Source organism: Sphingomonas sp. PAMC 26605 (genome assembly GCF_000241485.1).
GTDB lineage: Bacteria > Pseudomonadota > Alphaproteobacteria > Sphingomonadales > Sphingomonadaceae > Sphingomonas.
Map to the genome: position 1 here is coordinate 139,852 of NZ_JH584241.1, position 14,591 is coordinate 154,442.

Annotated in this window: 10 protein-coding genes; 5 read left to right on the forward strand and 5 right to left on the reverse strand. The window is 67.7% G+C overall.

What is annotated here, in order from left to right; all coding sequences use genetic code 11:
- Nucleotides 1–74 precede the first annotated feature (74 nt).
- Both RH90_RS00660 and RH90_RS00665 read right to left on the reverse strand, forming a co-directional pair.
- Nucleotides 75–536 carry a YaiI/YqxD family protein gene (locus tag RH90_RS00660; protein WP_010183246.1) on the reverse strand — a complete coding sequence of 154 codons (462 nt, stop codon included), beginning with the start codon at nucleotides 534–536 and terminating at the stop codon, nucleotides 75–77.
- Nucleotides 533–3,277 carry a [protein-PII] uridylyltransferase gene (locus RH90_RS00665; RefSeq protein WP_010183247.1) on the reverse strand — a complete coding sequence of 915 codons (2,745 nt, stop codon included), beginning with the start codon at nucleotides 3,275–3,277 and terminating at the stop codon, nucleotides 533–535. Before RH90_RS00665 ends, RH90_RS00660 begins: the two co-directional genes overlap by 4 nt.
- A gap of 76 nt (nucleotides 3,278–3,353) precedes the next feature.
- Between RH90_RS00665 and RH90_RS00670 the strand changes: the two genes are divergently transcribed.
- Together RH90_RS00670 and RH90_RS00675 are read left to right on the forward strand one after the other, a co-directional pair.
- Nucleotides 3,354–4,241: an ion channel gene (locus tag RH90_RS00670; protein WP_029624917.1), complete on the forward strand. Its 888-nt coding sequence runs from the start codon at nucleotides 3,354–3,356 to the stop codon at nucleotides 4,239–4,241.
- Nucleotides 4,242–4,308: 67 nt separating this feature from the next.
- Nucleotides 4,309–5,001 carry a GNAT family N-acetyltransferase gene (locus tag RH90_RS00675; protein ID WP_010183251.1) on the forward strand — a complete coding sequence of 231 codons (693 nt, stop codon included), beginning with the start codon at nucleotides 4,309–4,311 and terminating at the stop codon, nucleotides 4,999–5,001.
- A gap of 15 nt (nucleotides 5,002–5,016) precedes the next feature.
- Here RH90_RS00675 and mutS read toward each other — a convergent pair whose 3' ends face one another.
- Nucleotides 5,017–7,590, reverse strand: a complete 2,574-nt coding sequence (mutS, locus tag RH90_RS00680) for a DNA mismatch repair protein MutS (RefSeq protein WP_010183252.1) — start codon at nucleotides 7,588–7,590, stop codon at nucleotides 5,017–5,019.
- 155 nt (nucleotides 7,591–7,745) lie between these two features.
- Between mutS and RH90_RS00685 the strand changes: the two genes are divergently transcribed.
- Complete coding sequence (locus RH90_RS00685) at nucleotides 7,746–10,013, forward strand: NADP-dependent malic enzyme (RefSeq protein ID WP_010183253.1); 2,268 nt, start codon at nucleotides 7,746–7,748, stop codon at nucleotides 10,011–10,013.
- 9 nt (nucleotides 10,014–10,022) lie between these two features.
- Here RH90_RS00685 and RH90_RS00690 read toward each other — a convergent pair whose 3' ends face one another.
- Nucleotides 10,023–11,585: a hypothetical protein gene (locus RH90_RS00690; RefSeq protein WP_010183254.1), complete on the reverse strand. Its 1,563-nt coding sequence runs from the start codon at nucleotides 11,583–11,585 to the stop codon at nucleotides 10,023–10,025.
- 199 nt (nucleotides 11,586–11,784) lie between these two features.
- Between RH90_RS00690 and RH90_RS00695 the strand changes: the two genes are divergently transcribed.
- Together RH90_RS00695 and RH90_RS00700 are read left to right on the forward strand one after the other, a co-directional pair.
- Complete coding sequence (locus RH90_RS00695) at nucleotides 11,785–13,080, forward strand: glycoside hydrolase family 130 protein (RefSeq protein WP_010183255.1); 1,296 nt, start codon at nucleotides 11,785–11,787, stop codon at nucleotides 13,078–13,080.
- A 56-nt stretch (nucleotides 13,081–13,136) separates the two neighbouring features.
- Complete coding sequence (locus RH90_RS00700; protein ID WP_010183256.1) at nucleotides 13,137–13,760, forward strand: retropepsin-like aspartic protease family protein; 624 nt, start codon at nucleotides 13,137–13,139, stop codon at nucleotides 13,758–13,760.
- A 131-nt stretch (nucleotides 13,761–13,891) separates the two neighbouring features.
- Here the strand turns inward: RH90_RS00700 and RH90_RS00705 are convergent.
- The coding region (locus RH90_RS00705; RefSeq protein ID WP_010183258.1) for an SDR family oxidoreductase at nucleotides 13,892–14,591 on the reverse strand (700 nt) is incomplete at its 5' end.

Consider the following 14,591-nt stretch of genomic DNA (forward strand, 5'->3'; position numbering starts at 1 on the left):
AGTCGCGTGCGGGAATCGATGATCGGCAGGAATTTACGGCACTCCGGCACGATCGCCAATCGTCGATCGCGCGATCAGCGCGCGCGCCGCAGGCTGGTCAGGGCAAGGTCGAGCGCCGAGAGAAAGCGCGAGCGATCCTCCTTGCGGAACGGCGCGGGGCCGCCGGTCTGTTCGCCGCCGGCGCGCAGATCGGCCATGATCGCGCGCACCGCGATCGCGCTGCCGATCGAGCTGCTGGTGAACGCCTTGCCGGTCGGTCCGATCACCACCGCGCCCGCCTTGAGGCAGCGATCGGCGAGCAGGATGTCGGCGGTCACGACGACGGTCGCGGCATGGGCATGTTCGGCGATCCAGTCGTCGGCAGCGTCGAAGCCCGAATCGACGACGATGCGCGAGATCAGCGGGTGGACCGGGATGCGCAGATGCATGTTGCTCACCACGATCACGGGGATTTCGACGCGGTAGGCGACGCGGTAGATTTCGTCCTTCACCGGGCAGGCGTCGGCGTCGACGAGGATCTGCAGCGCGTCGGTCATGCCGCGTCGGCCATGCGTTCCCCGGCGGCCGCCGCGAGCAGGCGCCGCTCGATCGTCTTGAGCCGCGACGCGGCGCCGATCTTGTCGCCGGTCAGATCGGTCAGATAGAAGGTGTCGACCGCGCGCTCGCCATAGGTCGCGACATGCGCCGAATGGATCGTCACGCGCGACTGGAACAACGAGTAGGCGAGCTGGTGCAACAGCGCGGGCCGGTCGCGCGCATTGACCTCGATCACCGTAAAGCGGTTCGACGCCTTGTTGTCGATCAGCACGTTGGGCACGATCGCGAAAGCTTCGGCGCGCGGGCGCGGGAGCGGTTTGGCCATCAGCCGGTCGATCATCTTGCCGCGATTGGCGAGCGCGTCCTCGATCGACTGCTTGAGCCGCTCGAGCTGGGGCGCCTCGTCGAACGGGCGGCCGTAGGGATCCTGGACGAGGAAATTGTCGAGCGCCATCCCGTCGCGCGTGGTGTGGATGCGGGCGTCGATGATGTTGCCGCCCGCAACGCTGATCGCGCCGGCGATGCGGTAGAACAGCCCGGGATGATCGGCGGCGTAGATCGTGACGAGCGTCGCGCCGCGTTCGGGATAGACCTGCGCGGCGATCGAGAGCTGCGCGTCGCCCGCCTCGGCGACCAGCCGCGCGTTGCGGTCGATCACGTCCTCTGGCTCGGCGACCCAATAGGGTTCGGGCAGGCGGCGGACGAGCGCTTCGAACTGCCCGGGGGTCCAGCCGAGCAGATCGCGCAAAGCCGCCTGCTTCGTCGCGACGCGTTCGCTGCGGCCCTTCTGCTTGTGGCCGAGCCGCAGCACCTCTTCCGCCGATTCGTAGAGCGTCGCGAGCAACTGCCGCTTCCAGCCGTTCCACACGCCAGGCCCGACCGCGCGGATATCGACGATCGTCAGGACCAGCAGCAGCCGCAGCCGTTCGGGGCTCTGCACCACCTCGGTGAAATCGAGGATCGTCTTGAAGTCCGACAGGTCGCGCTTGAACGCGGTCGCCGACATCAGCAGATGGAAGCGGACGAGCCAGGAGACGGTCTCGGTTTCCGCGGGCGACAGACCGAAGCGCGGGCACAGCTTGTGTGCGACCTCGGCACCGAGGATCGAATGGTCGCCGCCACGTCCCTTGGCGATATCGTGGAGCAGCACCGCGACATAGAGCGCGCGGCGCGACACGATCTGGTTGAGCAAGGCGGTTGCCAGTGGGTGGTCGGCCTCGAGCACGCCATGTTCGATCTTCGAGAGCAGTCCGATCGCGCGGATCGTGTGCTCGTCGACGGTGTAATGGTGATACATGTCGAACTGCATCTGCGCGACGACGCGACCGAAATCCGGAACGAAGCGGCCGAACACGCCTGCCTCGTTCATCCAGCGCAGCACGATCTCGGGATCGCGCGGCGAGGTCAGCACGTCAAGGAACAGCGCGTTGGCGGTCGGGTCCTGGCGGATGTCGTCGGCGAGCTTTGCGTCGCGCGCGGCGGCGCGCATTGTCAGCGGGTGGATCTCGAGGCCGTGCTTGTCGGCGAGCGCGAACAGTTCGAGCAGGCGCGTCGGTTTTTCGGCGAGAAAGTCGTCGGTCGGGATCGCGAGCCGGCCGCGGTTGACGATGAAGCCGTTGAGCTTGCGCGGGGAGCGGCGCAGCGTCGGCAGCCCGAAACGCCGTCCGCGCGCGGCGAACTTCTCGTCGAGATGCGCGAGGAAGACGCCGGTCAGATCGCCTGCCGTCCGCGCCTGCAGGAAATAGAATTGCATGAAGCGCTCGACCTTGGATTTGCCGGGGCGGTCGGCGAAGCGCATCCGCTCGGCGATCTCGCGTTGCAGGTCGAAGGTCAGCCGGTCCTCGGCCCGGCCCGAGATGTCGTGGAGGTGGCAGCGCACCGCCCAGAGGAAGTTCTCGGCGCGGTGGAACTGGCGATATTCGGCGCGGCTGAGCAGCCCCGCCTCGACCAGTTGGGCGGGTTCGCTGACGTTGTAGGCGAACTTGCCGATCCAGAACAGCGCGTGGAGATCGCGCAGGCCACCCTTGGCTTCCTTGACGTTGGGCTCGACGACATAGCGCGTGTCGCCCATCTTCTTGTGGCGCACGTCGCGCTCGGCGAGCTTGTCGGCGATGAACTGGCGCGCGCTGTCGGCCTGGACCTCGCTCTTGAAGCGGTGCGCCGCGGCGTCATAGACTTCCTGGTCGCCCCATACGTAGCGCGCCTCGAGCAGCGCAGTGCGGATCGTCACGTCGCTCTTCGCCTGGCGGACCATCTCGTCGAGCGAGCGGCTGCTATGGCCGACCTTCATCCCGAGGTCCCACAGCGCATAGAGGATCGTCTCGATCACCTGCTCGGTCCAGCCGGTCTGCTTCCAGGGCGTAAGGAAGCCGACATCGACATCTGAGTAGGGCGCCATCTCGCCCCGGCCATAACCGCCGACGGCGATGATCGTGATGCGCTCGGCCGCGGTCGGGTTGCTGTTCGGGTAAAGCCGCTCGGTTGTGAAATCGTAGAGCAAACGCAGCAATTGGTCGGTCAGGAACGCCTGGCTCGCCGCGATCTCGAGTCCGCGCGAAGGATGCTCGATCAGCCGCCGCGCGATCTCCGCGCGGCCCGAGTCGAGCGCGTCCTTGAGCAGCGCGGTGCCTTGCGCGCGCAACGCCGCCTTGTCGCCGCCGAGCGCGGCGAGCGCATCGGCGAGACCGCGCCGGTCGATGATCGCACGGCGCTGGGGGACGGATTCGAAACGGGAGGCCATGGATCGCAGATAGGGGCTAAGCAGCCGTCCGTCCACGCGACTTGACGCGCGCGCGCGGCTGTCCAAGGTTCGCGCCATGCCCAGGTCCCCGCGTCGTCAGATCATCCAGATGGGTGGCTTCCCCGCCATCAAGACCGGTGGGCCGTCGCCCTATGGCGATCTCTATTACGGCGTGATGGAGATGAGCTGGCCGTGGTTCATCGCGCTCGTCTCGGCGAGTTTCGTCGCGATCAACTTGGTGTTCGGGACGATCTATGCGCTGCTCCCCGGTGCGATCGGGACGATGCAGCCCGGATCGGTGATCGACGGCTTCTTCTTCTCGGTCGATACGCTCGGCACGGTCGGCTACGGCGTGATGGCACCGGTGACACGGCTCGGCCATGCGATCGCCGCGGTCGAGATCCTGATCGGGCTGTTCTTCTCGGCGACGATCACCGGGCTGATCTTCGCGCGCTTCGCCCGCCCGCGCGAGAGCCTGATCTTCAGCGAGGTCGCGGTGATCGGGCGCTATCTCGGGCGGCGTGCGCTGATGATCCGCGTCGCCTCGAAACGCTCGCGGCCGCTCGCCGACGTGACGGCACAGATGAGCTGGCTCGAAACGGTCCATCTCGGCGACGGGCGGACCTTTCGCCGGCTGAGCGAATTGCCGCTGGTGCGCAGCCAGAACCCGATGCTCGGGCTCGCATGGACACTGGTCCATATCCTCGATGACGACAGCCCGGTGCTCGCTGCTCTGACGAGCGAGAGCGATCGCTTCCTGCTGACGCTGTCGATCAGCGGGATCGATACCTTGCTCGCGAGCCAGTCGCTCGGCGGAATGCGCTATGTCCGCGAAACGGTGCTGATCGATCATGAATTCGTCGATGTCATCAGCGAGGAAAACGGCACGACGCATCTCGACCTGCGCGTCTTCCACAAGACGGTGGCGATCGCCGAGCCGGTGCTGACGATCGACGCGCCGTGAAGGGTGCGCCGCCTTTGAGCGCAAGCCGCGGGACGCGCGATGGCATGCGCTATGGTCCATCAGGCCGATGACCGAACCGACATCCGCCCCCACGCCGCTCGACCGTCCCGTCTGGCACACCCTCAGCGGACGTCATGCCGCGCTCGCGTTGGGCGACGCGCGCGCCTGGCGGTTCCGGCCCGAGGTCAATATGTTCGGCGCCGCCGCCGACGCGTCACCCGAGGCGCTCGCCGCGCTGGCGGCACTGGTCCCCGCGCAGGGTGCGCTTGCGACGATTGAAAACGCTCCGGCGCGGCCGCTCCCGGGGGCGGTGATCGAGGAGGAGCGGCGGCTCGACCAGATGGTCGCGACGCGGCTCAACCGGGGCGGACGGGCGGTCGAGAGCGTCGCGCTCGGCGCGGACGACGCCGCCGAGATGTTCGAGCTCGCGACGCTGACCGCGCCCGGCCCGTTCTTTCCGAACACCTATCTGCAGGGCGGCTATGTCGGCGTGCGGCGCGGCGGGCGGCTCGTCGCGATGGCGGGCGAGCGGATGAAGGTGCCGGGCTTCACCGAGGTGAGCGCGGTCTGCACGCATCCCGATCATCGCGGCCGGGGCTATGCGCGGGCGCTGATGGAGGCGATCATCGCGCCGCGGCTCGAGCGCGGCGAGGGGGTGTTCCTGCACCATTATCCGGATAATCTGGCGGTCCCGCTCTATCGGTCGATGGGCTTCGTGCCGCGCGCGATCATGACGGTGACGCGCTACACGCGCGCTTGAACCCGCCCGCGGCGGCTATTCGCGCGCGAGCGCCTTGAGCCGGTAGAGCGTTTCGAGCGCCTCGCGCGGGGTGAGCGCATCGACGTCGAGCGTCTCGACCTCGGCGCGGATCGTGTCGCATTGCTCCTCGGCGACTTCCATCGCGGCGGCGAACAGCGGCAGGTCGTCGAGCCCTGCAGCAAGCCCGCCGGTCTTGGCGCGGCCGGCCTCGAGCTTGCTCAGCACCGCCTTGGCGCGGGCGATCGTCGCCGGCGGCAGGCCGGCGAGTCGCGCGACGGCGAGGCCGTAGCTGCGGTCGGCCGGCCCTTCGGACACCTCGTGGAGCAGCACCAGCTCGCCCTTCCACTCGCGCGCGCGGACGTGGTGGAGCGTCAGCGCGTCGCAGCGTTCGGCGAGCCGCGTCAGCTCGTGATAGTGCGTCGCGAACAGGCAGCGGCAGCGATTGTCCTCATGGATCGCCTCGACCACCGCCCAGGCGATCGCCAGCCCGTCATAAGTCGATGTGCCGCGCCCGACCTCGTCGAGGATGACGAAGCTGCGCGGCGTCGCCTGCGCGAGGATCGCGGCGGTCTCGACCATCTCGACCATGAAGGTCGATCGCCCGCGCGCGAGATTGTCCGACGCGCCGACGCGGCTGAACAGCCGGTCGACGAGGCCGAGCGTCGCGGCGGTGGCGGGGACGTAGCTCCCCGCCTGTGCGAGCACCGCGATCGCGGCGTTCTGGCGCAGGAAGGTCGATTTGCCGCCCATGTTGGGTCCGGTGACGAGCCACAGCCGCGAGTCTTCCGACAGGCGGCAGTCGTTCGCGACGAAACGCTCGCCGCGTTTGGCGAGCGCATCCTCGACCACCGGGTGGCGCCCGCCGACGATATCGAAACAGGCGTGATCGACGAGCGCGGGGCGTGCCCAGCCGCCTTCGGTCGCGCGTTCGGCGAGACCTGCCGAGACGTCGAGCCGCGCGAGCGCATCGGCGGTGGCGGCGACCGCCTCGCGTTTTGCGAGCGCGGCGGCGATCAGATCCTCGAGATGCGCCGCCTCCGCCGCGAGCGCGTGCGCGCCCGCCTGCGTCACTTTCAGCGCGACCTCGTGGAGTTCGGGCGCGTTGAAGCGGATTGCGCCCGCCATCGTCTGGCGGTGGGTAAAGCCGCTCTCGGGCTTCATCAGCGCATCGCCGAAGCGCGCGGGCACTTCGATATGATAGCCGAGCACGCCATTGTGGCGGATCTTCAGCGCGGTGACGCCGGTGCGGGTGCGGAACTCGGCCTCCAGCGCGGCGATCGCGCGGCGTCCGCCGGCGCCGGCATCGCGCAGGTCGTCGAGCGCGGCATCATAGCCCGGCGCGATATAGCCGCCGTCCGAGGCGTCGATCGGCGGGCTCGCGACGAGCGCGCGCGTCAGCAGGTCGATCAGCGCGCCGTGGCCGCGAAGGGCTGGGGCGAGCTCGCCGAGCAGCGCGGGCGGTTGCTCAATCTTGCCGAGCCGCTCGCCGAGCCGCCACGCGCCGTCGAGCCCGTCGCGGAGCTGCCCGAGATCGCGCGGCGAACCGCGTCCCGCGGCGAGGCGCCCGAGCGCGCGACCGATATCGGCCATGCTGCGCAGCGCAACCCGGAGCGCCTCGCGCAACCCCGAATCCTCGGCGAGCAGCGTGACCAGATCGACCCGCGCTTCGATCCGGCCGCGATCCATCAGCGGCGCGCCGATATCGGCGGCGAGCAGCCGCGCGCCTGCCGCGGTCACGGTCCGGTCGACCGCGTCGAGCAGGCTGCCCTTGCGCGCGCCACCCGTCGTCTGCGTGAGTTCGAGGCTCTCGCGCGTCGCCGCGTCGATCGCCATCTGCTGCGTCGTCTGCGCGAGGCGCGGCGGGCGCAGGAAGGGGATCGCACCCTTGGCGGTATGGTCGAGATAGGCGACCAGCCCACCCGCCGCCGCGAGCGCGGCGCGTCCGAGCTGGCCGAACCCGTCGAGCGTCGCGACATCGTACAGCGCCTTCAGCCGCGTCTCGCCGCGCCCGCTGTCGAAATCGGCGCGGGGGCGCAGCATCGTCGCGGCCTCGCCAAACGCCGTCGCCTCGGATGCGATCGTCTCGGCCGGCGCGAGCCGCGCGAGTTCGGCGCCAAGGCTCGCCGCATCGCATTCGATCAGCTCGAAGCGCCCGGTCGAGATGTCGGCGGCGGCGACCGCGACGCCGCCCGCCGCTTCGCCGATCGCGACGCACCAGTTCGCGGTGCGCGCATCGAGCAAAGCCTCTTCGGTCAAGGTCCCGGCGGTCACGACGCGGACGATCGCGCGCGAGACGAGCGTCTTGCCGCTGCGCTTCTTCGCCTCGGCCGGGCTCTCGGTCTGCTCGGCGATCGCGACGCGGTGGCCGGCCTTGATCAGCCGCGCGAGATAGGCGTCGGCGGCATGGACCGGCACGCCGCACATCGGGATCGGCACGCCGTCATGCTCGCCGCGCGCGGTCAGCGCGATATCCAGCACCGCGGCGGCGACCTTGGCATCTTCGAAGAACATCTCGAAGAAATCGCCCATGCGGTAGAACAGCAGGCAATCCGCCGCTTCGGCCTTGAGCGCGAGATATTGCGCCATCATCGGGGTAGGGGGAGAGCTCGCCATCGCCCGGCAGGTAGCAACGAATTGCGGGCCCGTCATGCCGAACAATCGTGTCGAACCGTTACTGGTGCATCTGCGGGGTGACGTGGGGGAAGGCTTTGCCTACAGACACAGGCGATTCCGAAAGGTCGAGCATGTCCACAGACACCAATCCGCAGAATGTCCAGTTTTCGGAGCGCGAAGCGCTGCTGTTTCATTCCGAGGGGCGTCCGGGCAAGCTCGAGATCATCGCGTCGAAACCGATGGCGACGCAGCGCGATCTCGCTCTGGCCTATTCGCCGGGCGTCGCGGTGCCGGTGCTGGCGATCGCCGCGGATCCGAGCCTCGCCTACGATTACACCGCCAAGGGCAATCTCGTCGCGGTGATCTCGAACGGCACCGCGATCCTGGGCTTGGGCAATCTCGGCGCGCTGGCGTCGAAGCCGGTGATGGAAGGCAAGGCGGTGCTGTTCAAGCGCTTCGCCGATGTCGACGCGATCGACATCGAGCTGAAGACCGAGGATCCCGACCGGCTGATCGACGCGATCGAGCTGATGGAGCCGAGCTTCGGCGGGATCAATCTCGAGGACATCAAGTCGCCCGAATGCTTCATCATCGAGCAGACGCTGCGCGCGAAGATGAACATTCCGGTGTTCCATGACGACCAGCACGGCACCGCGATCATCTGCGCGGCCGGCCTGATCAACGCGCTGTTCCTCACCGGCCGCGACATCAAGACCACTCGCGTCGTGATGAACGGCGCGGGTGCGGCGGCGATCGCCTGTGCCGAGCTGATCAAGGCGATGGGCCTGCCCAACGATCATCTGACGATGATCGATCTCGGCGGCGTGATCTACCAGGGGCGCGACGACATCAACCAGTGGCAGTCGGCGCATGCCGTCAACACGACCGCGCGCACCCGCGCCGAGGCGCTGGTCGATGCCGACGTGTTCATCGGCGTGTCGGCCGCAGGTGCCTTGCCCGCCGCCGATCTGATGAAGATGGCGCCCAAGCCGATCATCTTCGCGATGGCCAATCCCGATCCCGAAATCACTCCGCCCGAGGCCAAGGCGGCGCGCCCCGACGCGATCATCGCCACCGGGCGCTCGGATTATCCGAACCAGATCAACAACGTTCTGTGCTTCCCCTTCATCTTCCGCGGCGCGCTCGACGTCCGCGCGACGACGATCAACGACGAGATGAAGCTCGCCGCGGCGCATGCGCTGGCGGCGCTCGCGCGCCAGCAGGTGCCCGAGGAAGTCGCGGTCGCCTACGGTGTGCGCCATACCTTCGGGCCCGATTACATCATCCCCGCGCCGTTCGATCCGCGGCTGATGGAGATCGTCCCCGTCGCGGTCGCCAAGGCGGCGATGGATTCGGGCGTCGCGACCAAGCCGATCCTCGACCTCGACGCCTATCGCGAGAAACTGAAGGCGCGGCTCAATCCGACGACGTCGGTGCTGACGCTCGCTTATGAAGGCGCCAAGGCGCACCCCAAGCGCGTGCTGTTCGCCGAGGGCGAAGAGGAGGTCGTGCTGCGCGCGGCGATCGCGTTCAAGGATGGCGGCTACGGCACGCCGGTGCTGGTCGGGCGCGACGACGTTCCCGAGCGGCTGCGCGCTTTGGGCGTCACCGATCCCGACAGCTACGAGCTCCACAATAGCCGCAAGTCGCCGCTCGTCCCGCGGATGGTCGATTTCCTTTACGGGCGGCTCCAACGGCGCGGCTATCTGCGTCGCGATTGCGAGCGGATGATCAACCAGGATCGCAACATCTTCGGCGCGGTGATGCTCCAGCTCGGCGAGGCCGATGCGATGATCACCGGCATCACGCGCACCTATGCGCACACGATGCGCGAAATCCGCCGCGTGATCGATCCCGAAGCGGGCCGCACCCCGTTCGGCATCCATCTGATGGTCGGGCAGAGCCACACCGTCTTCATGGCCGACACCACGGTCAACGAACGCCCCAATGCCGAGGAACTCGCCGACATCGCCGAGGGCACCGCGCTCGTCGCCAAGCGGATGGGCCACGAGCCGCGCGTCGCGTTCCTGAGCTATTCGACCTTCGGCAACCCCGAGGGCAATTGGCTCGACGACATCCGCGCCGCGGTGAAGGTGCTCGAACGTCGCAAGGTCAGCTTCGAATATGAGGGCGAAATGGCGCCCGACGTCGCGCTCAATCCCAAGCAGCTCGCCAACTATCCGTTCGCGCGGCTGTCGGGGCCGGCCAATGTGCTGATCATGCCGGGTCTGCAATCCGCCAACATCTCGGCCAAGCTGCTGCGCGAGCTTGGCGGCGACGCGGTGATCGGGCCAATGCTGGTGGGCATGGAGAAGTCGGTCCAGATCGCGCCGATGACGAGCACCGCGAGTGAGCTGGTGACGCTCGCCGTGCTTGCCGCGGGCGGCATCGCGCGCTGAGCTGCGACGTCAGGCGACCGGCGTCGGCGAGGGGCCGCGCGGTGCGGCTGGTTGGGGAACGCCGTTGAAGTCGTCGAGCGCCGGGGTATAGGCTTGGGGGAGGGGCCGTCCGAGCTCGGCGAAGGTGCGCTGGACATCGGCCCGCCCCGCAATCCTGCGCAGCATCTGCTCGTCGAGCGATAACGCGGGCAGCGCCCGTTTCGCGCGATAGCGCGCGGCTTCAAGCGACACGAGCGCGCCCGAACGGGTGTCCGGATCCCGAGCCGTGGAGATCCAGTACTGCGCCTGTTCCTCGATCGACGCGACGCAGGTGACCGCATAGGATTCCGCCGCCTTGGCAGTCGGATAAACAGTTCGCAGCCGCTTGAGCAGGTCCGTGGCGGGATCGTGCTTGCCAAGACCTTCGAGCGCACATGCGCGCAACGCGATCGAATAGCCCGCCGCCGCCGGGCTCTCAAGTGTTGCGGGGGTCGGTGGGTAGCGGTCGAGGGTCGCGATTGCGGCAGCGTAATCGTGGGCCAGGATCAATTGCAACACGAGATTGGGCACGATGTTCTCGATACCCGAATTTGCCTTGGCCGGAACGTCGAGCGCGGCGCGCATGCGTTTTATGCCTTCGGCCCGATCGCCTTGTTCCGCCAGCCAGCGGCCCTGTTTAACCACCGCCATGCTGCGGTCCCATTGGTCGTCGGGTGCGGTGTCGGCGACGAACCACTCGTCGATCAGCGCGATTGCCTCGCTCCTATGGCCCGTAAGGGTCAATGCCTGCGCGTAGGCGAGACTTGCGTCGGAAGTTCCGCTCGCTTCGAACGTCGCGCGCGCATTGGCCAGCGCGGCGCGGCGTTGAACCGAGAGGTCATCGCCCGCCCATCGTTCGATTTCAGGCCAGATCGCCGAGAACTGGCGATCGATCAGCATCTCGATACCGCTGCGCGGGCTGAGCACCGAGGGGAGCAGTTGCGTCGCCGGTGCAATATCCGCTTTATGTAGACGATGGCGGATCGCGGTTTCGGCGAACGCGGAAAAGGCGATGGCGTTATCGTGCGGATAGCCCGCGCCAACCAGCGCATCGATCATCGCGTCGCCGAGATCGGGTTGCCCGGCATAGCTGAGTTGGCGAAAGATCGTTGCCATCGACTCGACATCGATCGCGTCGAGCGCCGATGCCTTTGCCGCTGCAGCGCGGACGATCAGGTGCGCTGCTTCGGCCGGGCGTTTCCGGCGCGATTCGTCAAATGCGATCGCAACCAGGACATTCGGATCGTCGGGCCGCAGCCGGTGACACTGGTCAAGAGCGACACGCGCTTCGTCGGCCCGATCCATGTTGGAAAGAAGCTCGGCACGGCCGCATAACACCTTTCCGCGCAGTAGTGTCGGCTGAGGCAACAGGGCCAGAGCACGGTCGACCACGGCGAGACGCGCCGCATCGCCCGGTATCGTGGTCAGCGTATTGAGCACCGCCAGCGCCGGTTCCTCGGACGGCAGCGGCGGCGGATCGGTCTGCTGCGCACAGGCGGGATCCGTCAGTGCGAGCAGGCACAGGCCCGCATAGAGAAGTCTGCGACCGGTCATAAACGCCCCCCCGACATGCCCGGCCTTCCCCGGGCGCCTCTAAGGTGGCACGGGAAAGCCTTAGATAACAACATCCGAGTCGCGACGTGATCGTGCGTTACGTAAGAATCGAATGTCCGACGAACCCGGATCAACCCACGCGCTCGCTCGTTGGCGCGGTTCGAGTGGGATAGTCTGCCGTTTCACCAAGGGAGTTGCCATGCCGGACGTTCAGCCGATCGTGGACCATGCCGATCTGATCCTGCGCCCCGATCCGTCGCGGACGGTGGTGCGGCCGTTCGGTCTCGATTACCCCAAGGCCTTTCAGGTCGAGGGGCACAGCCGGACGCAGGCGATCGTCGATCGCGTGCTGACGCTCGACGATGCCGGGCTCGCCGCCGAGCTTGCGATCACCACCGATTCGCTCGACGAGCGGCATCGCGACGTCGATGCGATGCTGTTGCGCCGCTATGAAGAAATCGCCGCGATGCTGCCCGAGCCGCCGCCGGCACGCGAGGGGCAGCGGCGGCTGATCGGCGCCTATTTCAGCGAGGAATATTCGTACGAGGCCGCCGCGCTGTTCAATCCAAGCGCGGTGCTGGCGCACGATCAATCGGGCGCGCCCGAAGGCGGTGTGCGCTTCATCGTCTCGCTGCGCGGGATCGGCGAGGGGCATGTCTCGTCGGTCGCGTTCCGCTCGGGCACCTGGGTTCCCGGCGGGCAGCTCGCGATCGATCCGCCGAGCCTCGTCGCGGTGCCGCCGATCGTCGAGGGCGACAGCGTCGCGGCAGGCGAGGTGGTCATGCTGCGCGTCGACCGCAGCCGCGACATTTCCGAGACCGTGCTGTTTCCCTTGCTGCCGAGCCAGCGCCAGGGGATCGAGGATCTGCGACTGGTGCGCTTCACCGAGGACGACGGCGCGACCATCTATCACGGCACCTACACCGCGTTCAGCGGCTCGGCGGCGCGCCCCGAATTGCTGTCGGGCGACGGCTCGGAAACCTTCATGATGCGCGCGCTGACCGGCGACGCGGCGGGCGCCAAGGGCATGGCGCTGTTCCCGCGCCGCGTCGGCGGCCAATATGTCATGCTCGGGCGGCAGGATAGCGAGAGCATCTGGCTGCACCGCTCGGACGACATCCTGCATTGGGCGGGCGGCGGCAAGATCGTCAGCCCGCGCTATCCGTGGGAATTCGTCCAGATGGGCAATTGCGGGTCGCCGATCGAGGTCGACGAGGGCTGGCTGGTGTTCACCCACGGCGTCGGCACGGTGCGCAATTATTGCATGGGCGCGTGCCTGCTCGACAAGGACGATCCCTCGAAGCTGCTCGCGCGCACGCCTGAGCCGATCCTGCGCCCGAGCCCGACCGAGCGCGACGGCTATGTGCCGAACGTGGTATATAGCTGTGGTGCGCTCGCGGTGGGGCGCGATATCCTGTTGCCGTACGGGGTGGCGGACAATTTTACCGCGTTTGCGACGACAACGGTCGACCGGCTGCTTGCTGCGATGGAGTAACGCCGTGGGCGGCGGTCAGCCTTCATAAAGGCGCCGCCGCGTCTTATATTCCGATCGTGACCGATCTCTCCCATCTCGGCCCGCATGGGCCGCTGTATCTGCTGATCGCCGGCGTGGTGGCGATCCTGATTCTCGCGCGGCGCGTGCCCGTGCTGGGGCGGCTGCTATCGTTTGCGATGACCACGGGTGCGATCGTCGTGGTGGCGCTGCTGGTCGTCGAGCGCGCGCAGTTCGATCCGATGTTCGCGCGGATGGCGCAGCGCTTCCAGATCGGCGGGCAGCAGGTCGTCGGCAAGGAAATGCGCGTGCCGATGGCGAGCGACGGGCATTTCTGGGTGCGGGTGAAACTGGGCGGGATCGAGCGGCGGATGCTGGTCGATAGCGGCGCGACCGTCACCGCGATCTCGGCGGATACCGCCGCAGCGGCGGGGATCGAGCCGAGCGACTCGATGATGCCGGTGGTGATGCAGACCGCCAACGGGAATATCGCTGCACAGACCGCGACGGTGCCGGTGCTGCGGATCGGCAATGTCGTCGCGCGCGATCTGCCGGTGGTGGTGTCGCCGGCGTTCGGCGAGATGAATGTGGTGGGGATGAACTTCCTGTCGCGGCTGAAATCGTGGCGCGTCGAGGATGGGGTGCTGATCCTCCAGCCGCATCACCCGCAGGAGAGAAGCTGACCTTCGACTGCACGTTGCTCCCCTCCCTGGAAGGGAGGGGCTGGGAGTGGGTCGGCCGAGGGTGGGCGTGACGTTCGATAACCGGCCGACCCACCCCCGCCCCCTCCCTTTCAGGGAGGGGAGAAGGGAAGTTACGCGTCGATGCTCGTCCCCAGCGCCGCATGGACCAGTCCGCCATCGACCGTGATAGTGTCGCCGATCACGTAATCGCCGGCCCGCGACGCAAGATAGATCGCCGCGCCCGCCATATCCTCGTCGACCCCGATCCGCTTGGCCGGGATGCCCTTGGCGATGTCGTCGCCATGGTCGCGCGCCGCCTTGTTCATCTCGCTGGCGAAGGCGCCAGGCGCGATCGAGGTGACGTTGATGTGATCGCTGACGAGCCGCGCCGCCATCCGCTTGGTGAGATAGATCAGCGCCGATTTCGAAGCGTGATAGCTGTAGGTCTCCCACGGGTTGAGCCGCTGGCCGTCGATCGAGGTGATGTTGATCACCTTGGCGGGCCGTCCGGCGCTCGCCGCGGCCTTGAGCGGTTCGAACAGCGCCTGCGTCAGGAAGAAGGGCGATTTGACGTTGAGGTCCATCACCTTGTCCCAGCCCTTTTCGGGGAAGGCCTCGAACGGCTCGCCCCACGCGGCGCCGGCATTGTTGACGAGGATGTCGAGTTTGTCGGTATGCTCGGCGAGTTGCGCGGCGAGCGCCTTGCAGCCGGCGACGGTCGACACGTCCTGCGGCAGCGCGATGCACTTCTCGCCGAGTTCCCTGGCGGTCTCGAAGCAGGCGTCGGCCTTGCGCGCGGAGATGTAGACGGTCGCGCCTTGCGCGATGAAG

Coding starts and splice junctions, on each gene's coding strand:
- mutS (WP_010183252.1), bottom strand. CDS start 7,590: ATGATGGCGCAATATCTCGCGCTCAAGGCCGAAGCGGCGGATTGCCTG.
- RH90_RS00690 (WP_010183254.1), bottom strand. CDS start 11,585: ATGACCGGTCGCAGACTTCTCTATGCGGGCCTGTGCCTGCTCGCACTG.
- RH90_RS00670 (WP_029624917.1), top strand. CDS start 3,354: ATGCCCAGGTCCCCGCGTCGTCAGATCATCCAGATGGGTGGCTTCCCC.
- RH90_RS00695 (WP_010183255.1), top strand. CDS start 11,785: ATGCCGGACGTTCAGCCGATCGTGGACCATGCCGATCTGATCCTGCGC.
- RH90_RS00685 (WP_010183253.1), top strand. CDS start 7,746: ATGTCCACAGACACCAATCCGCAGAATGTCCAGTTTTCGGAGCGCGAA.
- RH90_RS00665 (WP_010183247.1), bottom strand. CDS start 3,277: ATGGCCTCCCGTTTCGAATCCGTCCCCCAGCGCCGTGCGATCATCGAC.
- RH90_RS00660 (WP_010183246.1), bottom strand. CDS start 536: ATGACCGACGCGCTGCAGATCCTCGTCGACGCCGACGCCTGCCCGGTG.
- RH90_RS00675 (WP_010183251.1), top strand. CDS start 4,309: ATGACCGAACCGACATCCGCCCCCACGCCGCTCGACCGTCCCGTCTGG.